The organism is Streptomyces sp. WI03-4A, assembly GCF_033792105.1.
GTDB lineage: Bacteria > Actinomycetota > Actinomycetes > Streptomycetales > Streptomycetaceae > Streptomyces > Streptomyces collinus_A.
Genome location: NZ_JARAUO010000024.1, coordinates 68,164 through 87,528, shown reverse-complemented (window position 1 = coordinate 87,528; position 19,365 = coordinate 68,164). Strand labels below are relative to the sequence as shown.

Annotated in this window: 19 protein-coding genes; 8 read left to right on the top strand and 11 right to left on the bottom strand. The window is 72.5% G+C overall.

Going from position 1 to position 19,365, the window contains the following annotated elements:
• Nucleotides 1-11 precede the first annotated feature (11 nt).
• The 3 genes from PV343_RS23570 to PV343_RS23560 are packed head-to-tail and all read left to right on the top strand — an operon-like array spanning nt 12 to nt 3,462.
• Complete coding sequence (locus PV343_RS23570) at nt 12-1,484, top strand: peptidoglycan-binding protein (protein ID WP_319148935.1); 1,473 nt, start codon at nt 12-14, stop codon at nt 1,482-1,484.
• A complete protein-coding gene (locus tag PV343_RS23565) occupies nt 1,481-2,191 on the top strand; it encodes an ABC transporter ATP-binding protein (RefSeq protein WP_319148934.1) in 711 nt (236 codons plus the stop codon). Before PV343_RS23570 ends, PV343_RS23565 begins: the two co-directional genes overlap by 4 nt.
• Nucleotides 2,188-3,462, top strand: coding sequence for an ABC transporter permease (locus PV343_RS23560; protein ID WP_319148933.1), 1,275 nt, complete (start codon nt 2,188-2,190; stop codon nt 3,460-3,462). The genes PV343_RS23565 and PV343_RS23560 overlap by 4 nt, the downstream gene beginning before the upstream one ends.
• Before the next feature lie 75 nt (nt 3,463-3,537).
• Here PV343_RS23560 and PV343_RS23555 read toward each other — a convergent pair whose 3' ends face one another.
• Together PV343_RS23555 and PV343_RS23550 are read right to left on the bottom strand one after the other, a co-directional pair.
• Entirely contained in the window at nt 3,538-3,900 is a 363-nt protein-coding gene (locus tag PV343_RS23555) for a four-helix bundle copper-binding protein (RefSeq protein WP_020940453.1), read from the bottom strand.
• A 197-nt stretch (nt 3,901-4,097) separates the two neighbouring features.
• The gene (locus PV343_RS23550; protein WP_319148932.1) at nt 4,098-5,255 is read right to left on the bottom strand and encodes an acyl-CoA dehydrogenase; all 1,158 of its coding nucleotides are present in this window, start codon (nt 5,253-5,255) and stop codon (nt 4,098-4,100) included.
• A 180-nt stretch (nt 5,256-5,435) separates the two neighbouring features.
• On the opposite strand from PV343_RS23550, the gene PV343_RS23545 reads away from it, so the two are divergent.
• Nucleotides 5,436-6,779: a UDP-glucose dehydrogenase family protein gene (locus tag PV343_RS23545; RefSeq protein ID WP_319148931.1), complete on the top strand. Its 1,344-nt coding sequence runs from the start codon at nt 5,436-5,438 to the stop codon at nt 6,777-6,779.
• Nucleotides 6,780-6,889: 110 nt separating this feature from the next.
• On the opposite strand, the gene PV343_RS23540 is transcribed toward PV343_RS23545, so the two are convergent.
• On the bottom strand, nt 6,890-7,396 hold the full coding sequence (locus tag PV343_RS23540; RefSeq protein WP_319148930.1) for a CGNR zinc finger domain-containing protein: 507 nt from the start codon (nt 7,394-7,396) through the stop codon (nt 6,890-6,892).
• A 125-nt stretch (nt 7,397-7,521) separates the two neighbouring features.
• Between PV343_RS23540 and PV343_RS23535 the strand changes: the two genes are divergently transcribed.
• Together PV343_RS23535 and PV343_RS23530 are read left to right on the top strand one after the other, a co-directional pair.
• Complete coding sequence (locus PV343_RS23535) at nt 7,522-7,881, top strand: VOC family protein (protein WP_319148929.1); 360 nt, start codon at nt 7,522-7,524, stop codon at nt 7,879-7,881.
• Nucleotides 7,882-7,896: 15 nt separating this feature from the next.
• Complete coding sequence (locus tag PV343_RS23530; protein WP_319148928.1) at nt 7,897-8,283, top strand: VOC family protein; 387 nt, start codon at nt 7,897-7,899, stop codon at nt 8,281-8,283.
• A 186-nt stretch (nt 8,284-8,469) separates the two neighbouring features.
• Here PV343_RS23530 and PV343_RS23525 read toward each other — a convergent pair whose 3' ends face one another.
• From PV343_RS23525 to PV343_RS23515, 3 genes are read right to left on the bottom strand one after another with little or no spacing between them, the layout of a single operon-like run.
• Nucleotides 8,470-9,657, bottom strand: a complete 1,188-nt coding sequence (locus PV343_RS23525) for a dipeptidase (RefSeq protein WP_319148927.1) — start codon at nt 9,655-9,657, stop codon at nt 8,470-8,472.
• A 5-nt stretch (nt 9,658-9,662) separates the two neighbouring features.
• A complete protein-coding gene (purE, locus tag PV343_RS23520) occupies nt 9,663-10,187 on the bottom strand; it encodes a 5-(carboxyamino)imidazole ribonucleotide mutase (RefSeq protein ID WP_078614717.1) in 525 nt (174 codons plus the stop codon).
• Nucleotides 10,184-11,323 (bottom strand): 5-(carboxyamino)imidazole ribonucleotide synthase, encoded by a 1,140-nt coding sequence (locus PV343_RS23515; RefSeq protein ID WP_043475678.1) that lies wholly within the window; start codon nt 11,321-11,323, stop codon nt 10,184-10,186. Before PV343_RS23515 ends, purE begins: the two co-directional genes overlap by 4 nt.
• A gap of 181 nt (nt 11,324-11,504) precedes the next feature.
• On the opposite strand from PV343_RS23515, the gene PV343_RS23510 reads away from it, so the two are divergent.
• Nucleotides 11,505-12,008: a GtrA family protein gene (locus PV343_RS23510; RefSeq protein WP_319148926.1), complete on the top strand. Its 504-nt coding sequence runs from the start codon at nt 11,505-11,507 to the stop codon at nt 12,006-12,008.
• A 37-nt stretch (nt 12,009-12,045) separates the two neighbouring features.
• Here the strand turns inward: PV343_RS23510 and PV343_RS23505 are convergent, their stop codons facing one another.
• The gene (locus tag PV343_RS23505) at nt 12,046-13,323 is read right to left on the bottom strand and encodes an ATP-binding protein (RefSeq protein ID WP_319148925.1); all 1,278 of its coding nucleotides are present in this window, start codon (nt 13,321-13,323) and stop codon (nt 12,046-12,048) included.
• 41 nt (nt 13,324-13,364) lie between these two features.
• Nucleotides 13,365-14,042, bottom strand: coding sequence for a response regulator transcription factor (locus tag PV343_RS23500; RefSeq protein WP_020940464.1), 678 nt, complete (start codon nt 14,040-14,042; stop codon nt 13,365-13,367).
• A gap of 491 nt (nt 14,043-14,533) precedes the next feature.
• On the opposite strand from PV343_RS23500, the gene PV343_RS23495 reads away from it, so the two are divergent.
• Complete coding sequence (locus tag PV343_RS23495; protein ID WP_319148924.1) at nt 14,534-16,039, top strand: oligopeptide:H+ symporter; 1,506 nt, start codon at nt 14,534-14,536, stop codon at nt 16,037-16,039.
• A gap of 72 nt (nt 16,040-16,111) precedes the next feature.
• Here PV343_RS23495 and PV343_RS23490 read toward each other — a convergent pair whose 3' ends face one another.
• The 3 genes from PV343_RS23490 to PV343_RS23480 are packed head-to-tail and all read right to left on the bottom strand — an operon-like array spanning nt 16,112 to nt 19,361.
• The gene (locus PV343_RS23490) at nt 16,112-17,413 is read right to left on the bottom strand and encodes a hypothetical protein (RefSeq protein WP_319148923.1); all 1,302 of its coding nucleotides are present in this window, start codon (nt 17,411-17,413) and stop codon (nt 16,112-16,114) included.
• Between the two features lie 2 nt (nt 17,414-17,415).
• Nucleotides 17,416-18,483 (bottom strand): hypothetical protein, encoded by a 1,068-nt coding sequence (locus tag PV343_RS23485; RefSeq protein ID WP_319148964.1) that lies wholly within the window; start codon nt 18,481-18,483, stop codon nt 17,416-17,418.
• Nucleotides 18,484-18,503: 20 nt separating this feature from the next.
• Nucleotides 18,504-19,361: a hypothetical protein gene (locus PV343_RS23480; RefSeq protein ID WP_319148922.1), complete on the bottom strand. Its 858-nt coding sequence runs from the start codon at nt 19,359-19,361 to the stop codon at nt 18,504-18,506.
• Nucleotides 19,362-19,365 lie beyond the last annotated feature (4 nt).

Genomic DNA, 19,365 nt, shown 5'->3' with positions numbered 1-19,365 from the left:
GAAGAGAGCTGATGGCAGACCTGATGAAGAGCGCGGTGGCCGAGCCCCGGCGGACCACACCGCAGCCCACGCCCTCGGCACCGGTCGGTCCCGGCGACGGCGAACCGGTCCCGGCGACGGACGGCCCCGGCACCCCGGGCACGGCCGACCAGGCCGCCGGCCCCGGCTCCGGGACTCCGGGCCCGGGGGCCCGCGCCTCCGCGCTGGCCCGCCGTCGGCGGGCCGTGCTCGCCGTCGCGGCGGCGGCCGTGCTGCTGTCCCTCGGCGGCCTCGGCGGCGCGATGCTCGTGAAGTCCCCGGCCCAGGCCGCGGCGGACACCCGTGCCCCCGAGGCCAGCGTCATCACCTCGTCCGTCACCTCCGAGCGGCTGGCCCGGACCGTCGTACTGCGCGGCGACGTGACCAGCGGGGCCACCCTGTCGATCAGCCCCACCGCGGTGGCGGACAGCCGGTCCCTCGGCGGCGGCACCAATCCGGGCGGCTCATCACCGGTGCTCACCCGCAAGCTGGCGCACGTCGGCGACTCGGTACAGGCGGCCCGGCCGCTCGTGGAGTTCTCCGGCCGACCCGTCTACGTGCTCCCGGGCCGGATCCCCGGCTACCGCGACATGCTCCCCGGCGAGTCCGGTGACGACATCGCCCAGCTGCAGGACGCGCTGGCCGGGCTCGGGCTCTACCACGGAGGCGACCGGCACGGCTCCTTCGGCACCGCCACCGGGAAGGCCGTCACCGCGCTCTACCGGCGGCTGGGCTATCCGGTGCCGGTCACCGGCGGCTCCGGCACCGGCGGTTCCGGCGCAGCCGCCGACCCGTCCGGCGGCCCGAGCGCCCGGACGGGCGCGAGCGGACCGTACGTACCGGCCTCCGAGATGGCCTTCGCCTCCTCGGTGCCGGTCAGGGTCGTCGGGCTGCCCGCTGCGGTGGGCGAGAAGGTGAACGGTCCAGTGGTCACGCTGGCCACCGGCGGACTGCGGCTCTCCGGCTACCTCGACCCGTCCTACCGCGGACTGGTCAAGGAGGGCATGAAGATCCGTATCGCCTCCGAGTCGCTCGGCCTGACCGCGACCGGCACCGTGGCCTCGGTGGGCGCGCTGGTCACCCCCGGCGACAAGGCCGGTGCGCAGAACTCCGACGACCCGGCGGGCAACGGCTCGGCGCAGGGCTCGGGCACACCCGCCAACGGCGGGATCCCCTATCTGCCCGTGCAGGTCACGCGCGAAGGCACCTGGGACAACCGGTTCGACGGGCAGAACGTGCGGATGACCATCACGGCCGCCGCCACCTCCGGCGCGGTCCTCACCGTTCCCGAGGCGGCGATCAACGCCGGCGCGGACGCCCGTACCAGCGTCACCGTGGTCCGCCCCGACGGCTCCCAGCACAAGGTGTCCGTCTCCGTGGGCGTGTCCGCCGACGGAAGGGTGCAGGTCACGCCCACCGGTTCGGGACGGCTGGAAGCCGGTGACCGCGTGGTGGTCGGCCAGTGAGCGACCCGACCACCGCCCCGCCGGTGATCCGGCTGCGGGGCGTCGCCAAGACCTATCCGGGCGCTGTCGCCGTGCACGCCCTGCACCCCACCGACCTCGACGTCGAACGCGGTGACTTCGTCGCCGTCGTGGGCCCCTCGGGCTCGGGTAAGTCCACCCTGCTCAACCTGATCGGCATGCTGGACCGTCCCTCGGCCGGCCGCTACGAATTCAGCGGCACCGACGTCTCCGCCATCCGGGAGAGCGAGCGCACGGCGCTGCGCGGACGCAGGGTCGGTTTCGTCTTCCAGTCCTTCCACCTGCTGGCCCACCGGACGGCCACGGAGAACGTGGCCCTCGCCCAGCTCTACGTCACCACCGACCGCGGGGCCCGCAACGACCACGCCGTACGGGCCCTGCGCACCGTGGGTCTCGGTCACCGCCTCGACGCCCTGCCGCCCACCATGTCCGGCGGCGAGCGCCAGCGCGTCGCCATCGCACGGGCGCTGGTCAACCGCCCCGAACTGATCCTCTGCGACGAGCCCACCGGCAACCTCGACTCCGCGACCTCGGCACACGTCATGAACCTGCTCGAAGAACTCCACGCGGCGGGCCTCACCGTCGTGGTCATCACCCACGACCCCGCCGTCGCCGAACGGGCCCGGCGCGTGCTGACCATCCGCGACGGGCGCATCCTCACCGACACCGACCGGCGGGAGGCGGCGTGACGGGGGGCCGGTTCCGGGCCGTGCTCCGGCGGTCCGGGCGCGACCGGCAGCCGCCTCCGGCACCGCCGTCGCGGCTGCTCGTCCGCGACATGTTCGCCGAGTCCCTGGCCGGCCTGGTGCAGCGGCCCGGCCGCTCGGTCCTCACCATGCTCGGCACGGTCCTGGGCGTCGGCGCCTTCGTGGCCGTGCTGGGCCTCACCTCGACCGCGGCCGGACAGATCAGCGCGTCGTTCAACGTGCTGCGGGCCACCACGGTGACGGTCGACGACGTCGTGCCCAAGTCCGACGAGACACCGGCGGTCCATTTCCCCGGCGACTCCGACGAGCGCGTCCAGCGGCTCAACGGCGTCGTGGCGGCCGGAGTGTGGTGGGGGGCACCCCTGCACAACCCCCGGGTGGGCACCCAGCCGCTGCCGCCGAGCGACAACCCCAGCACCGGAGTGACGGTCTTCGCCGCTTCCCCCGGGGCACTGGAGGCGATCCAGCCGACCCTTCGTGCGGGCTCGCTCTACAACCGCTTCCACCAGCGGCGCGGGGAGGCGGTCTGCGTCCTCGGCAGCGGCGCGGCGCGCGTCCTCGGGATCACCCGGCTGGACAACCAGCCCGTCGTGTTCATCAACGACACCGCGTACACGGTCGTCGGCATCCTCTCCGACGCGCAACGCAAGCCGGAGGCGCTGATGGGGGTCATGCTGCCCACCACGACGGCGCTCAAGGCGTTCGGCCCGCCGACCGACCAGCCCGCCCAGATGATCATCCAGACCCGGATCGGCGCGGCCCATCTCATCGCCCGCCAGGCTCCGACGGCCCTGCTGCCGGAGCATCCGCGGCTGCTGCACGCCGCCCCGCCGCCGGATCCGCACGCCCTGCGGGACGCCGTGAACACCTCACTGTCCGGCCTGTTCCTGCTGCTGGCCGCGATCTGCCTGGTGATCGGGGCGCTCGGCATCGCCAACACCACACTGGTGGCGATCCTCGAACGCACCGGCGAGATCGGTCTGCGCCGCTCCCTGGGGGCCCGTCCCCGGCACATCGCGGCGCAGTTCCTCACCGAGTCCACCACCCTGGGGACCCTCGGTGGGCTGATCGGGACGGCGATCGGGGTCTGCACGGTCGTCACGGTCGCCCTGGTCCAGGACTGGACCGCCATCGTGGACCCGCTCACCGTCCTGCCCGCCCCGCTCGTCGGCTCCGTCGTGGGGCTCCTGGCGGGCCTCTACCCGGCGCTGCGAGCGGCCCGTATCGAGCCGCTGGAGGCGCTGCGGCAGTAGCCCCCGGGCGACAGCGCCGGAGGGCATTCCAGGACCGGGTCCTGGAATGCCCTCCGGTGCTTCACGGGCGACGGCTCACATGCTCGCGCCCGCCATGGCGCGGCACATCTCGGCGCAGCGGCGACACGCCTCCGCGCAGCGCATCGTCTGGGGGTCGTCGGGCATGGACATACACGCCTCGGCGCACATGTCGCAGGCCCGGGCGCACATCGCGCACATCTCGGCGGCCAGCGGCGAGCGCCGCATCATCATGTCGGCGCACATACGGGTCATCTCGGAGCAGTCCATGAGCGCACGCATGATCTGCATCTGGGCCTGACCGCCCATCTGCAGGCAGGAGCTCATGGTCTCCTCGCAGATGGTGTGACAGTTCATGCAGGCCTCGACGCAGTCCTGCATCTGCTTGGTCATGGGGGGCATCATTCCGGACTGGGTCATGTCTCCTCCTCGGAGCAGGGGGTACCACGGCACGGACCCCGTGTGCTTCCGTCCTACGCCCGCTCGCACGTCCCCGCATGTGACCGACCGGTCGGGAGGCGACCGCCGGAAGGCCCGCCGGCCGATGCGCCGAACAGGTACCCGGAACCGACGGAAGGCGCCCCGCGGGGCGCCTTCCGGGAACCGACCGGTGACCGCTACGGCAGGTTGCGGGCCATGACGATGCGCTGGACCTGGTTGGTGCCCTCGTAGATCTGCGTGATCTTCGCGTCGCGCATCATGCGCTCGACCGGGTAGTCACGGGTGTAGCCGTAGCCGCCGAGGAGCTGGACGGCGTCGGTGGTGACCTCCATGGCGATGTCCGAGGCGTAGCACTTGGCCGCGGCGCCCTGGAAGGTGAGGTCCTTGTCGCCGCGCTCGGAGGCGGCCGCGGCCTGGTAGGTCAGGGCGCGGGCGGCGGCGATCTTCATGGCCATGTCGGCGAGCATGAACTGGATGCCCTGGAAGTCGGCGATCGGCTTGCCGAACTGCTTGCGCTCCTGGACGTAGCCCTTGGCGTAGTCGAGGGCGCCCTGGGCGACGCCGAGGGCCTGGGCGGCGATGGTGATGCGGGTGTGGTCCAGCGTCTTCATCGCGGTGGCGAAGCCGGTGCCCTCCTCGCCGATCATGCGGTCGGCGGGGATGCGGACGTTGTCGAAGTAGACCTCGCGGGTCGGGGAGCCCTTGATGCCGAGCTTCTTCTCCGGGGCGCCGAAGGAGACGCCCTCGTCCGACTTCTCGACGACGAACGCCGAGATGCCCTTGGAGCGCTTGGCCGGGTCGGTGACGGCCATGACCGTGTAGTACTCGGAGACGCCCGCGTTGGTGATCCAGCGCTTCACGCCGTTGAGGATCCAGTGGTCGCCGTCGCGGACGGCCTTCGTCTTCATGCCGGCCGCGTCGGAGCCGGCCTCGGGCTCGGAGAGGCAGTACGAGAACATCGCGTCGCCCTTGGCGAGCGGGCCCAGGTACTTCTTCTTCAGCTCCTCGGAGCCGGAGAGGATCACCGGGAGCGAGCCCAGCTTGTTCACCGCGGGGATGAGGGAGGAGGAGACGCAGGCGCGGGCCACCTCCTCGATCACGATGACGGTGGCGAGGGCGTCGGCGCCGGCGCCGCCGTACTCCTCGGGGACGTGCACCGCGTGCAGGTCGTTGGCGACGAGGGCGTCCAGCGCCTCCTGCGGGAAGCGGGCCTCCTCGTCGACCGCCGCGGCGTAGGGCGCGATCTTCGCCTCGACCAGCGAACGGACGGCGTCCCGGAGCATGTCGTGCTCCTCGGACGGGCGGTACAGGTCGAAGTCAGCCGATCCGGCCACGGTCTCTCACGCTCCAAAGACGCAGTGATACTGACGCTAATTACCGTTAAGTAACTCAAATTTTAGAGGGCGGCTCTCAGGACGCCTACGTGACCTTGGCGACAGCGGGGAATTTGCCCGGTGGGCGGCCCGACTATGCTCGGCTCCGCATCCCCGACGTACCCCCGATGTGGAGCACCCATGAGCCTGAAGATCACCGTGATCGGCACCGGATACCTCGGCGCCACGCACGCCGCGGCCATGGCCGAGCTCGGCTTCGAGGTGCTGGGTCTGGACGTCGTGCCCGAGAAGATCGCGATGCTGGAGCGCGGTGAGACCCCGATGTACGAGCCGGGGCTGGAGGAACTGCTGCGCAAGCACGTCGCGGGCATCGAGGGCTCCTCGGGCCGGCTGCGGTTCACCCAGGACTGGGCGGAGGTCGGGGCGTTCGGCGACGTGCACTTCGTGTGCGTGAACACCCCGCAGCGGCACGGGGAGTACGCGGCGGACATGTCGTACGTCGAGGCCGCCGTCGCCTCGCTCGCACCGCACCTGCGCGGGCCCGCCCTGGTCGTCGGCAAGTCGACGGTTCCGGTCGGCTCGGCCGACCGGCTGGCCGCCTACCTGGCCGAGCACGCGCCGGCCGGCGGGGACGCCGAGCTGGCCTGGAACCCGGAGTTCCTGCGCGAGGGCTTCGCCGTGCAGGACACCCTGCACCCGGACCGGATCGTGGTGGGCGTGCGCAGCGAGCGGGCCGAGAAGCTGCTGCGCGAGGTGTACGCCACCCCGACCGGCGAGGGCACGCCGTTCGTGGTGACCGACTTCCCGACCGCCGAGCTGGTGAAGACCGCGGCGAACTCCTTCCTGGCGACCAAGATCTCCTTCATCAACGCGATGGCGGAGGTGTGCGAGGCCGCGGGCGGTGACGTGGCGAAGCTGGCGGAGGCGATCGGCTACGACGACCGGATCGGGAAGAAGTTCCTGCGTGCCGGGATCGGGTTCGGCGGCGGCTGCCTGCCGAAGGACATCCGGGCGTTCATGGCGCGCGCCGGTGAGCTGGGCGCCGACCAGGCGCTGACCTTCCTGCGGGAGATCGACTCCATCAACATGCGCCAGCGCGGCCAGATGGTGGAGCTGGCCCGGCAGGCGCTGGGCGGCGGCCCCTTCCTCGGCAAGCGGGTCGCGGTGCTCGGCGCCACCTTCAAGCCGGACTCGGACGACGTGCGGGACTCGCCGGCGCTGAACGTGGCGGGGCAGATCCACCTCCAGGGCGGTCAGGTGACCGTGTACGACCCGAAGGGCATGGAGAACGCCCGCAGGGTCTTCCCGACCCTCGGCTACGCGGAGTCGGCCCTCGACGCGGTCCGGGCGGCCGACGTGGTGCTGCACCTGACCGAGTGGCGGGAGTTCCGCGAGCTGGACCCGGCGGCGCTGGGCGAGGTCGCCGCGGCGCGGCTGATCCTGGACGGGCGCAACGCGCTGGACCCGGAGCTGTGGCGGCGGGCCGGCTGGACGTACCGGGCGATGGGCCGCCCGACCGCCTGATCCCCCGTGGCGCGAGGACGCCGGTTCGGCCGAGGCTCAGTCGGCCGAACCGGCGTCTTCCCGCATTCTGCACCATCGGGCACATACGTGGCCGATGAACCCCCGCCGCCTCACAGCTCCTTGGCCCGGTAGCGGCGCATCTTCGCGCGCGCCCCGCACACCTGCATCGAGCACCAGCGGCCCCGCCCGGCGGGGCTGCGGTCGTAGTACGCCCAGTGGCAGGTGTCGGCCTCGCACGCCTTCAGCCGGGCCCAGGTGCCCGCCACCAGGGCCTCGGCGACGGCGGCGGCGACCCGGGAGAGCAGGGGGCCCGCGTCGGCCGGCGCGAGGCGCGCGGAGCCGTCGTGGTCGTCGACGGCGACATGCAGCGGGGCCTGCCGGAGCAGGTCGCCGAGCGGGGTCACCTCACGGTGCGGCGGGTGGCCGGCGTGGGCGAGCAGCACGGCCCGCAGGGACTCGCGCAGGGCCCGGGCGCCGGGCAGGTCGTGCTCGGTGAGCCCGAAGCGCGCCCGGCCGTCGGCGGTGTCGAGCGAGTCGCGGCCCGTCTCGATGTCCAGGGTGTTCACCAGGGACTCGACCAGCGCCAGGCCCGCGGGGGCGGGCGATCTCTCACTCATGCGTGCAAGTTACCTCCCGAATCCGGTTGCGGCCGTTACCGCTCATGCGTGAGCATGGGGTAACTGTTACCGGTTACCCGCATTCAAAGGTAACGCGGGTGCTGCCGTACCCCGAGGAGGAAGTCATGGCTCTCGCCAAGCTGGGTGTGGTCGTCCTGGACTGCCCGGACCCCCGCGCGCTCGCCGCCTTCTACGCCGAGGTGCTCGGCGGCGCCGTCGAGGGCGACGGCGACTGGATCGACCTCAAGGTGCCCGGCGGGCAGGCGCTCGCCTTCCAGCGGGCGTCCGGGTTCGTCGCGCCGCGCTGGCCCGCCCCGGACGACTCCCAGCAGTTCCACCTGGACCTGGTGGTGGAGGACCTGGACGCGGCCGAGAAGGGGGTGCTGGAGCTGGGGGCGAAGCCGCTGGACCCCGAGGACCGCTCGCGCGGCTGGCGGGTTTACGCCGACCCGGCCGGGCACCCGTTCTGTCTCTGTGCCTGCTGACTCCGGGAGGTCCCCATGTCCGCCGTCGCCCGTCTCCGTTCCGTCGTCCTGGACTGCCCGGACCCGCGGGCGCTCGCCGACTTCTACGCGGCGGTGGCCGGCGGCACCCCGGAGCCGGAGGACGAGGACTGGGTGGTGCTGAGGGTCCCGGACGGGCCGCGGCTCGCCTTCCAGCGGGCCGAGGGCCACACCCCGCCGGAGTGGCCCCGGGCGGACCGGAACTCGCAGCAGTTCCACCTGGACTTCGACGCGGGGGCGACCTGGGCGGAGGTCGACGCGGCCCATGAGCGGGTGCTCGCGCTGGGCGCCCGTCCGCTGGACCTGGAGGACCGGGAGAAGAAGGACTTCCTGGTGTACGCCGACCCGGCCGGCCATCCGTTCTGCCTGTGCCGGATCGCCTGACCGTCTGCGCCCGAGCCGTGTCGCCCAGCCGTCTCCGCCTGTACCGGATCGCCCGGCCGCCCGGTCCCGCGGTCCGCTAACCGTCGGGAAGGGGGCGTTCGGGGTGGCGGGACGGGGCGGGCGGCCGTGCCGCCCGCCCGTCCTCGGCTCCTCCCCGGGCCGTCCCGGCCCGGGGGTCCCGGGCGGTCAGCCCTTGACGCCGTCCAGGGACTCGATGGTGGCGAGGGACGGGGCTCGGGTGGCCTGGAGGTCCCGGGCCACGTCCTCCGCCGCGCCCAGCACCCGCACCGCGTTCTGCCAGGTCAGCTTGGCCAGGTCGGTCCGGGACCAGCCGCGGTCGAGCAGTTCGGCGATCAGGTTCGGGTAGCCGGAGACGTCGTTCAGGCCGTCCGGGGTGAACGCGGTGCCGTCGTAGTCGCCGCCGATGCCGATGTGGTCGACGCCCGCCACCTCACGCATGTGGTCGAGGTGGTCGGCGACCGTGGCGACGGTGGCGACCGGGCGCGGGGTGCGCTCCTGGAAGGCGCGGTGCACGGCCATCGCCTCGGCGGTGGTGTCGAGGTGGTGGAAGCCGTGCGCGCGCATGTTCTCGTCGGCCGCGACCGTCCAGTCGACCGCCGCCTGGAGCACGAACTTGGGCACGAACGTCACCATGGCCATGCCGCCGTTGGCGGGCAGCCGCTCCAGGACGTCGTCGGGGACGTTGCGCGGGTGGTCGCAGACGGCCCGGGCGGAGGAGTGCGAGAAGATCACCGGCGCGGTCGAGGCGTCCAGCGCGTCCCGCATGGTCGTCGCCGCGACGTGGGAGAGGTCCACGAGCATGCCGAGCCGGTTCATCTCGCGGACGACCTCGCGGCCGAACGCGGTCAGGCCGCCCGCCTTCGGCTCGTCGGTCGCCGAGTCCGCCCAGTCCACGTTGTCGTTGTGGGTGAGCGTCATGTAGCGCACGCCGAGCTCGTACAGGCCCCGCAGGGTGCCGAGGGAGTTGTCGATCGAGTGACCGCCCTCCGCGCCCATGAGGGAGGCGATCCGGCCCTCGGCGCGGGCGGCCTCCATGTCGGCTGCGGTCAGCGCGCCCCGTAGCTGGGCGGGGTACCGCTCGATGAGCCGGCGCACGCAGTCGATCTGCTCCAGCGTGGCGGGCACCGCGCCGGGCAGGTCGGAGCGCACGTAGACCGACCAGTACTGCGCGCCGACCCCGCCCTCGCGCAGCCGGGGCAGGTCGGTGTGCAGGTGGTCGTCCTGGCGGGCGGCGATGTCGCGGGCGGCGAGGTCGTAGCGCACCTGCTCGCGCAGCGCGTACGGCAGGTCGTTGTGGCCGTCGACGACGGGGAACTCGCGCAGCAGGTCGCGGGCTGTGTCCAGGGAGGTCACGGGCGTCACTTCCCGAAGCCGAAGCCGCTGCCCGGGCCCTCGACCTTGGAGCGCAGCCGCTTGCCCTTCTCGGTGGCCTGGTCGTTGAGGTCCTGCTGGAAGTCGCGCATCCGCTGGAGCAGCTCCTCGTCGTGCGCGGCCAGCATGCGGGCCGCGAGCAGCCCGGCGTTGCGGGCCCCGGCGACGGAGACGGTGGCGACCGGGACACCGGCCGGCATCTGCACGATCGACAGCAGGGAGTCCATGCCGTCGAGGTACTTCAGCGGCACGGGGACGCCGATGACCGGCAGCGGGGTGACGGAGGCGAGCATGCCCGGCAGGTGGGCGGCGCCGCCCGCGCCGGCGATGATCGCCTTGAGGCCGCGGTCGGCGGCCTGCTCGCCGTAGGTGATCATCTCGCGGGGCATGCGGTGCGCGGAGACGACGTCGACCTCGTAGGCGATCTCGAACTCGTCCAGGGCCTTGGCCGCGGCCTCCATGACGGGCCAGTCGGAGTCCGACCCCATGACGATGCCAACTACAGGGCTCATTCGGTGATCGTGCCTCTCAGGTAGCCGGCAGCGTGACGGGCGCGCTCCAGCACGTCGTCCAGGTCGTCGCCGTAGGTGTTGACGTGTCCGACCTTGCGACCGGGCTTCACGTCCTTGCCATACATGTGGATCTTGAGCTTGGGGTCGCGGGCCATGCAGTGCAAGTACGCGGAGTACATGTCCGGGTAATCGCCACCCAGGACGTTGACCATGACCGTCCACCTGGCGCGCGGGCGCGGGTCGCCGAGCGGCAGGTCGAGGACCGCGCGGACGTGGTTGGCGAACTGGGAGGTGATCGCGCCGTCCTGGGTCCAGTGGCCCGAGTTGTGCGGGCGCATCGCCAGTTCGTTGACGAGGATGCGGCCGTCGCGGGTCTGGAACAGCTCGACGGCGAGGTGGCCGACGACGCCGAGTTCCTTGGCGATGGACAGGGCCATCTCCTCGGCCCGCAGCGCGAGGTCCTCGTCCAGGTCCGGGGCGGGCGCGATCACGGTGTCGCAGACGCCGTTCACCTGCTGCGACTCCACCACCGGGTAGGCGACGGCCTGGCCGTGCGGGGACCGTACGACGTTGGCGGCCAGCTCACGGACGTAGTCGACCTTCTCCTCGGCGAGGACCGGGACGCCCGCCCTGAACGGGTCGGCGGCCTCCTCCTCGGAGTCGACGACCCACACGCCCTTGCCGTCGTAGCCGCCGCGGACGGTCTTCAGGACGACGGGGAAGCCGTCGCCCTCCGCCGCGAACGCGGCGACGTCCTGCGGATCGGCGACGATCCGGTGCCGTGGGCACGGGATGCCGATCGCGTCGAGCTTCGCCCGCATCACGCCCTTGTCCTGGGCGTGCACCAGGGCGTCGGGGCCGGGGCGCACGGGGATGCCGTCCGCCTCCAGGGCCCTGAGGTGCTCGGTGGGTACATGTTCGTGATCGAAGGTGATCACATCGCAACCGCGCGCGAACTCGCGCAGCGTGTCCAGGTCGCGATAGTCGCCGACGACGACTTCGTTCACCACCTGCGCCGCGGAATCCTGAGGGGTGTCACTGAGGAGCTTGAACCTGATGCCCAGCGGGATGCCTGCTTCGTGCGTCATACGCGCGAGCTGCCCCCCGCCGACCATGCCGACTACCGGGAACGTCACCCCCCTAGCGTATCGGCCACGGCGACCGGACCGGATTGCGTCCCTCACACCCCCTCTTACCCGGGGCTTTCCCGGCTCTTTCCGATCCGTTTCCGAGCTGTGGCCCCGTCCACGGGCGCGGGAGTGGCCGCCTGGCTAGCATGGCTGGGTGACGAAACCTACGGACGGGGGCTTTACAGCCATGGAACGTGGTTCCTCGAGGCTGCAACGACTCGTACGCGAGGTGGCCAAGTTCGGCGCGGTCGGCGGTGCCGGCGTCCTGGTGAATCTCGGTGTGTTCAACCTGGTCCGGCACGTCTCCGACCTGCCGGTGGTACGCGCCAGCGTCATCGCGACCGTCGTCGCGATCGCCTTCAACTACGTCGGTTTCCGCTACTGGACGTACCGGGACCGCGACAAGGGCGGCCGCACCAGGGAGCTCACGCTGTTCCTGGTGTTCAGCGCGATCGGTCTGGTGATCGAGAACGGCGTGCTCTACCTGGCGACCTACGGCTTCGGCTGGGACTCCCCGCTGCAGAGCAACGTCTTCAAGTTCGTCGGCATCGGTGTCGCGACCCTGTTCCGGTTCTGGTCGTACCGCTCGTGGGTGTTCCGGGCGATGCCGGCCCAGGGAGCCGTGGCCGGCGCCGAGCCGGTGCTCCGGCACGAGCCGGGCGAGCCCACGCCGCGCCAGCGCGTCCCGTAGGGGCCCTCCGGATCACGACGGCCTCGGGTCGCGTCCCCTAGCGGACGGTCGGCCGGTCGTCCTCGTCGTCCGGCTTGCGCGCCGGGGGCGTGCGGGACAGGAACAGGCCGAAGACCGGCGGTTGCGCCTGGAGCAGTTCGAGCCGGCCGCCGTCGGCCTCCGCGAGGTCCCGGGCGACGGCCAGGCCGATGCCCGTGGAGTTGCGCCCGCTGATCGTGCGCTCGAAGATCCGGGCGCCGAGGTCGGCCGGCACCCCGGGCCCCTCGTCGGTGACCTCGACGACGGACTGGTTGCCGGTGACGCGGGTGCGCAGGGCGACCGTGCCGCCGCCGTGCATGAGCGAGTTCTCGATCAGCGCGGCCAGCACCTGGGCGACCGCGCCGGGTGTGCCGACGGCCTGGAGGTGCCGTTTGCCGGAGCTGACGATGGCCCGCCCGACACCGCGGTAGGCGGGCCGCCACTCGGCGAGCTGCTGCTGGATGACCTCGTCGAGGTCGAAGGTGACGGCGGAGCCGGTGCGCGGGTCCCGTGCGTTGGTCAGCAGCCGCTGCACCACGTCCGTCAGCCGCTCGACCTGGGTGAGGGCGACGTTGGCCTCCTCCTTCACCGTGTCCGGGTCGTCGGTGAGGGTGATCTCCTCCAGCCGCATGGACAGCGCGGTCAGGGGGGTGCGCAGCTGGTGGGAGGCGTCGGCGGCCAGCCGCCGTTCCGCGGTGAGCATCCGTCCGATGCGCTCGGCGGAGGAGTCCAGCACGTCGGCGACCCGGTCGAGCTCGGGGACGCCGTAGCGCTTGTGCCGGGGGCGCGGGTCGCCCGAGCCGAGGCGTTCGGCGGTCTCGGCCAGGTCGGTCAGCGGGGAGGCGAGCCGGTTGGCCTGCCGGACGGCGAGCAGCACGGCGGCGATCACCGCGAGCAGGGCCACCAGGCCGATGATGAGCAGGGTCCGGCCGACCTCGCGGGTGACGGCGGAGCGTGGCTCCTGGACGGTGACCGTCTCCCCCTCCTCGCCGCGCTGCGTGGAGTGGATGACGTCGCCCTGGGGCCGGGTGCCGATCTGGATCGGGTCCCGGCCGGGCATGCGGATCTCGGCGTACTGGTCCTTGCTGACCGGGTTGCGCAGGACGTCGGCGTTGACGTGCTCCGCCGCGAGGATGCGGCTGTCCACGATGCTGGCCAGCCGCAGCGCCTCGGACTCCACCCGCTCCTGGGCGCTGTTGCTGATCGTGCGCGTCTCGACGATCACCAGGGAGACCCCGAAGACCGCGATCACCACGAGGACGACGGCGAGGGTGGACTGGATGAGACGTCGACGCATGTCCTGTTACCCGTAGTGACCGCTGGGCCCCGGGGCGGGGCTCAGCTCTTCTCGAAGCGGAAGCCGACGCCGCGGACCGTCGCGATGTAGCGGGGGTTCGCCGCGTCGTCGCCCAGCTTCTTGCGCAGCCAGGAGATGTGCATGTCGAGGGTCTTGGTCGACGACCACCAGGTGGTGTCCCAGACCTCGCGCATCAGCTGGTCCCGTGTGACGACGCGGCCGGCGTCCCGTACCAGGACCCGCAGCAGGTCGAACTCCTTCGCCGTGAGCTGGAGCTCCTCGTCGCCCATCCACGCCCGGTGGGACTCGACGTCGATCCGCACGCCGTGGGTGGCCGGCGGCTGCTGCGGCTCGGCGGCGCCGCGCCGGAGCAGGGCCCGGACCCGGGCGAGCAGTTCGGCGAGCCGGAAGGGCTTGGTGACGTAGTCGTCGGCGCCCGCGTCCAGGCCGACGACGGTGTCCACCTCGTCGGCGCGCGCGGTCAGGATGAGGATCGGGACGGTGTGGCCGTCGGCGCGCAGCCGGCGGGCGACCTCCAGGCCGTCCATGCCGGGCAGGCCGAGGTCCAGCACGACCAGGTCGACACCGCCCTGCATTCCGGCGTCGAGTGCGGTGGGGCCGTCCTCGCGCACCTCGACCTCGTACCCTTCCCGGCGCAGGGCACGGGCCAGCGGCTCCGAGATGGACGCGTCGTCCTCGGCGAGCAGTACACGGGTCATGAGGTGATGGTAGACCGCCCGCGCGCAGTGCTGGGGTGTGATCGCTTCGAGGGATTCTTACCTTGCCGGGCTGGTGGTACGGACCATTGCCCCAGAGGTGGGATCGTAGGGGAGACCTTCGAAACAGGCGTCGCGGTTCCCCCGACACCTGTGATCCGCGTCTCAAGTCCTTCCATATCAGGCACTGTCCTGCCGTATGGTGACCTGAACGCCTGTAGCACACCGGGGACCTTTGGCGGGCAATGACGCTGAAGGTCTCTTTTGTGTGCGGGCTGATGAAGATCAGCCCTGAAAGGAATGACCTCTGGCCGGGCTCCGGACGCATCGACGCGTCCCGGGGCGTGGATCCCGGTGGTCGCCGTCCACCGCTCCGCGATCCGGAGCGGACTCCCCCTGGGCGTGGGGGTGGACGACCGACCCTGCCGGTGCCGGCCGCACCCCCACCGGGCGCGCAGCGCTCCAACGCGCGTCTTGACCAGCAAGGAACGACCATGGCGTCCAGCCTGACGAAGGCCTCGGTCCGCCCGGGCACCCCCGGGTCCGAGAAGACCTTCTTCGGCCACCCCCGCGGACTGGCCACTCTCTTCATGACCGAGATGTGGGAGCGTTTCTCCTACTACGGCATGAGGGCCCTGCTCCCGCTGTACCTGGTGGCCCCGGGTGGCCTGCACCTGAACGCGGGCACGGCGACCGCGATCTACTCGGTGTACGTGTCGCTCGTGTACCTGCTCGCCCTGCCCGGCGGCTGGGTCGCCGACCGCTTCCTCGGCCCCCGCAAGACGGTGGCCGTCTCCGGTCTGATCATCATGCTGGGCCACCTGTGCCTGGCGCTGCCCGTCGCGGCCAGCTTCTTCGTCGGTCTCGGCCTCGTCGCGATCGGCTCCGGTCTGCTCAAGGCCAACATCTCCACGATGGTCGGCCACCTGTACAACGGGCCGGACGACGCGCGCCGTGACGGTGGCTTCACGCTCTTCTACATCGGCATCAACCTCGGCGCCTTCGCCGCCCCGCTGGTCATCGGCACCGTCGGCGAGAACGTCAACTGGCACTTCGGCTTCGCGCTGGCCGCGGTCGGCATGGCGCTGGGTCTGGCCCAGTACCTGCTCGGCAGCCGCCACCTGAGCGCGCAGAGCGACGTCGTCCCGACGCCGATGTCCCCCGCGGAGAAGTCCGCCACCCTGCGCAAGGGCCTGATCTGGCTCGCGATCGCCGCCGTCTTCTACGGTGTCGTCGGCTTCACCGGTCACTTCACCCTGAACTGGGCGCTGATCCCGCTCACGCTGATCGGCCTGATCGTCCCGATCCTCGTCATCGCCCGCATCCGCCGTGACAAGGACCTGGACGCGGCCGAGAAGTCGAAGGTGTCGGCTTACGTCTGGTTCTTCGTCGCCGCGGCCGTCTTCTGGATGATCTACGACCAGGGTGGCTCGACCCTGTCGCTGTTCGCCGACGGCAAGGCCGAGAACTCGGTCTTCGGCTGGGGCTTCCCGGTCTCCTGGTACCAGTCGGTCAACCCGGTCATGATCATGGCGCTCGCCCCGGTCTTCGCCTGGCTGTGGCTGTGGCTGAACCGGCGCGGCAAGGAGCCCAGCACGATCGTGAAGTTCTCCTCCGGCCTGGTGCTGGTGGGTGCGTCGTTCTTCCTCTTCCTCGCCCCGCTGTCGATCGCCGAGGGCGGTCACAAGGCCGCGGCGATGTGGCTGGTCGCGATCTACTTCGTGCAGACCGTCGGTGAGCTGACGCTGTCCCCGGTGGGTCTGTCGGTGACGACGAAGATGGCGCCGAAGAAGTACGCCTCGCAGATGATGGGCGTCTGGTTCCTCGCGGTCACCGCGGGCGACTCGATCACCGCGCTGCTGTCCAACCCGGCCGTCGGCGGGGTGAACCTCGACCGGACGGGCTTCGTCGCCCTGGAGGCGGTGCTCGCCGTGCTCGCCGGTGTCGCCGTGTGGATGTACCGCAAGAAGGTCAACCGGCTGATGGGCGACGTGCGCTAGCCGTCCGGAACCGGCCGGGAGGGCCGCCGCACCCCTGGGGTGCGGCGGCCCTCCCGTCGTGTGCGGGGCCGGCTACCGCGTCCTGCGTCCGGGCAGGAACGTGAACACGGCCACGCCCAGCAGGATCGCCGTGCCCGCCACCAGGCCCAGCGCCTTCAGGGCGCCGTGGTCGCCCGCGCCGGTCTCGGCGAGGCCGCCCGCGCCGCCGCTGCCGCCGGACGACGAGGACGACCCTCCGGAGGCCGACGATCCCCCGGAGGTCGACGTGCCGCCCGAGGCGCCACCCGGCTGCTGGGTGGTGTCCAGGGTGAGCGAGACCTCGGTCCTCGTCGGCGTGCACGTGGTGGTGGTACCGAGCGCCTTGACCGTGAGGACACCCGGGGACAGGGTCGAGGTGCCGCTCGCGCCGGGCTTGTAGGTGCCGGTGAGGTCGGGGATCTCGATCGGGTCGCCGGACTTGATCGGAGCGGCGTTGGCCGGGCCCTCGACGTGCACGGTGCCCTTGTCGGCGCCGCCCAGCACCACCTCCATGGACGGCTTCACGGAGTCCTTGGGTATGTCGGCGGGGCTGTCCATCACCGACTTCTTGAACCGCACGGTGAGGTCGTAGCTCCCGCTGTTCCTCTTCGCGTTGATCTGCACCGGTGAGGTCGCGTTCTTGTCGCCGATGGGGGTCTTGCAGGCGTACGGGATCTGCACCTCCTTGCCGGTGAAGTCGGTCTGCCCGGTGCCGCCGGTGCCCGTCGGGGTGGCGGTGGGGGTCTTCGTCGGCGTCGCCGTTCCGGTGGGTGTCTTGGTGGGTGTGGTGGTGGGCGTTCCGCCGCCGCCCGCCGTCACCTGGATCGTCGCCGCCTTCTGCACGGTCTCCTTCGGCGTGCACTTGGTGTCCGTGGACATCGCGTTGACCGTGTACGCGTCCGGTGTCAGGGTCACCTCCCCGGCCGCCGTCAGCTTCAGGCTGCCCTTCATGTCGGACAGCACCATGGCGCCGCCCTTGGGGATCGCCGGGTTCTGCCGCGGCCCCCGCATGGCGATGCCGGCGGTCTGCGCCCCGGCCGCCTTCAGCACGCCCGAGGGCTGCACCGAGTCGGCGGGCAGGTCGATGATGTCCGGGTTCCTGGACGCGGCCTGCACGAACTTCCACACGACGTCCACGGTGTCGCCCACCTTCGCGGTGGCGGGCGCGGTGATCTCGACCTTCGTGGTGCCGTCGACCGGGTCGATGCCGGCGGGCGGCACGCAGTGGGTCGCGAACGACACCTCGGCGGCCTGTGCGGGCGTCGCGGCCACGCCCAGCAGCACGCCTGCCGAGCAGAGCACCAGTGCGGCGCCCGCGGCGCCCGTCCGGCGGGCCGGTGTGCCTCTCCTTCGCATGCTCACGTGGGTCCCTTCGGGGTGGGAGTCGGAGGACTCGTCGGACTGTCGTGGTGCGGTGCGGAGAGCCGGCCGGCCGGGCCGCCCGGGACGGAGTCCTGGGTGAACCACGGCAGGGTCGGAGCGGGTTCGGGCCCGGAGGCGCGGGAGCGGGCCGGGCGCGGGAGGGACCGTGGCAGGCGCCGGTGCCGGACACCGCCCGGCCCGCGCGGTCGTACCCGGTCCACGACGGCCATCCCGGCGCGGAACAGGGCGGCCGGGACGACCAGGCAGAGCAGCAGCCAGAACAGCGTCACGCCCCAGGGGCGGTCCACCCCCCAGGGCTGCTCGGCGATGACCTTTCCCTGGTAGCCGAGGGACACGGTGTAGTCGCCGTGCGCCCCGGCCGACAACTCGACGGGCAGTCTGACCAGCGCCTTCCCGCCGGGTGCGAGGGTGCCGTGCCACTGCTGCTCGTCCCACTGGGGGGCGAAGACGCCGTGCGCGGTGCCGACCCGGAAGACGGGGTCCTTGACGGGGGTGGTGCCGACGTTGCCGGCGGTGAACTCCAGGGTGCGGGCGGGCGGGGCCCCGAACCAGGTCAGCACGCCGCCGGAGCCGGTCAGCCGGGTGTCGGAGAGGATCGACAGACGGCCGCCGGAGGTCTCGGCGGGCAGCGGGGCGACGGGGTGCCCGGCGACCTGGAGGACGGCGTCCGCCTCCGCCTTCGCGCCGGTCACCGTGGCGACGTGCACCACGCAGGGGCACGGCACGGGCGGCTCGGCGACCGGCAGCTTCCTGGTGAAGGAACCGCGGGTGTCCGTGGTCACGGCCCGGCCGTCGCCGTTGGCGCAGGAGTTGGTGCCGCCGATCACCCCGCGGGACGGCGTGGCCCGACCGCAGATCAGCAGCATCAGCAGGGTGCCGGGCCGCCAGCCGCTGCCCCGGGCGGTCACCGAGCCGCCCGTGCCCGCCTGGGACGCGGACAGCTTCACGGCGGGACCGTCCGCCGCGGCCGCGGGGCCGGTGAGCGGCAGCAGGAGCAGCGCGAGCACCGCCGCCAGGGCGGGGATCCGGGCACTGCCGCGCAGGTCGCCGCTCCTGTCCCCGCTCACTTCACCGCTCCCGTCGGCTCGGCCGGTGCGCCGGCCCCGGTGCGTACGGGCGTGCCGTCCCGGGCCGCGTCGCGGCGCCGCCGGTGCCGTCGTACGGCCGGCAGCGCGGCGGCCGCCGCGGCCGCGCCGAGGGCGCCGGACACCGGGCCCCACGGCACGAACCGGGCGGAGGTGTGCCCGGTGGCGTGGGCGCCGCCCGCGGCGGTGACCGTCAGCCGCAGGTCGACGGCGTCGAGCGTGGGCCGGCCGGGCCAGGGCTCGCCGAGGGTCCGGCGGGTGCCCGGTGGCAGGCGGAGAGGCAGGGTGCGGGCGGGGCGGTCGAGGACCGGGCCGAGGACTCCGTCCGCGTGGACCGCGAGCCGTGGCACGAGGACGGTCGTGCCGCGGTTGACCAGCTCGTAGGTGATGCGGTCGCCGCGTACCGCCACGTGCTCGACGGTCAGCGCGGACAGCGCGGGGCCGCCCACGCGCAGCCGCACCGCGACGGTCGCCGTGCGGCCGGCCGCGTCCCGGGCGGTGATCGTGCCCGCGCGGTCGCCGGGGACGGCGTCCGCGGGCACGGTCAGGGTGAAGGGCACCTCGGCGCGGGTGCGCGCGGGGACGCGGAGGGTGGCCCGGGCGAAGGTGATCCGCACGCCGGCCGCGCGCAGCCGTACGGTGAGCGGCCCGCGGCCGTGGTTGGTCACGGACACCGTGTCGGTGAGGTCGGTGCCCGGGGTTCCCTCGGCGTAGAAGGAGGGGCGCCCGGCGCCGGTCGGCGCGACCGACCAGCCCGCCGCGGCGGCACGGGCGGCCGGTGCGGACGCCAGCAGCAGGAGCAGGGTGAGGCCGAGGACACGGGCGGCGGGCGGCATGGGC

Coding starts and splice junctions, on each gene's coding strand:
- PV343_RS23570 (WP_319148935.1), top strand. CDS start 12: ATGGCAGACCTGATGAAGAGCGCGGTGGCCGAGCCCCGGCGGACCACA.
- PV343_RS23555 (WP_020940453.1), bottom strand. CDS start 3,900: ATGACCCAGTCCGGAATGATGCCCCCCATGACCAAGCAGATGCAGGAC.
- PV343_RS23545 (WP_319148931.1), top strand. CDS start 5,436: ATGAGCCTGAAGATCACCGTGATCGGCACCGGATACCTCGGCGCCACG.
- PV343_RS23540 (WP_319148930.1), bottom strand. CDS start 7,396: ATGAGTGAGAGATCGCCCGCCCCCGCGGGCCTGGCGCTGGTCGAGTCC.
- PV343_RS23535 (WP_319148929.1), top strand. CDS start 7,522: ATGGCTCTCGCCAAGCTGGGTGTGGTCGTCCTGGACTGCCCGGACCCC.
- PV343_RS23530 (WP_319148928.1), top strand. CDS start 7,897: ATGTCCGCCGTCGCCCGTCTCCGTTCCGTCGTCCTGGACTGCCCGGAC.
- purE (WP_078614717.1), bottom strand. CDS start 10,187: ATGAGCCCTGTAGTTGGCATCGTCATGGGGTCGGACTCCGACTGGCCC.
- PV343_RS23510 (WP_319148926.1), top strand. CDS start 11,505: ATGGAACGTGGTTCCTCGAGGCTGCAACGACTCGTACGCGAGGTGGCC.
- PV343_RS23505 (WP_319148925.1), bottom strand. CDS start 13,323: ATGCGTCGACGTCTCATCCAGTCCACCCTCGCCGTCGTCCTCGTGGTG.
- PV343_RS23500 (WP_020940464.1), bottom strand. CDS start 14,042: ATGACCCGTGTACTGCTCGCCGAGGACGACGCGTCCATCTCGGAGCCG.
- PV343_RS23495 (WP_319148924.1), top strand. CDS start 14,534: ATGGCGTCCAGCCTGACGAAGGCCTCGGTCCGCCCGGGCACCCCCGGG.
- PV343_RS23490 (WP_319148923.1), bottom strand. CDS start 17,413: ATGCGAAGGAGAGGCACACCGGCCCGCCGGACGGGCGCCGCGGGCGCC.
- PV343_RS23480 (WP_319148922.1), bottom strand. CDS start 19,361: ATGCCGCCCGCCGCCCGTGTCCTCGGCCTCACCCTGCTCCTGCTGCTG.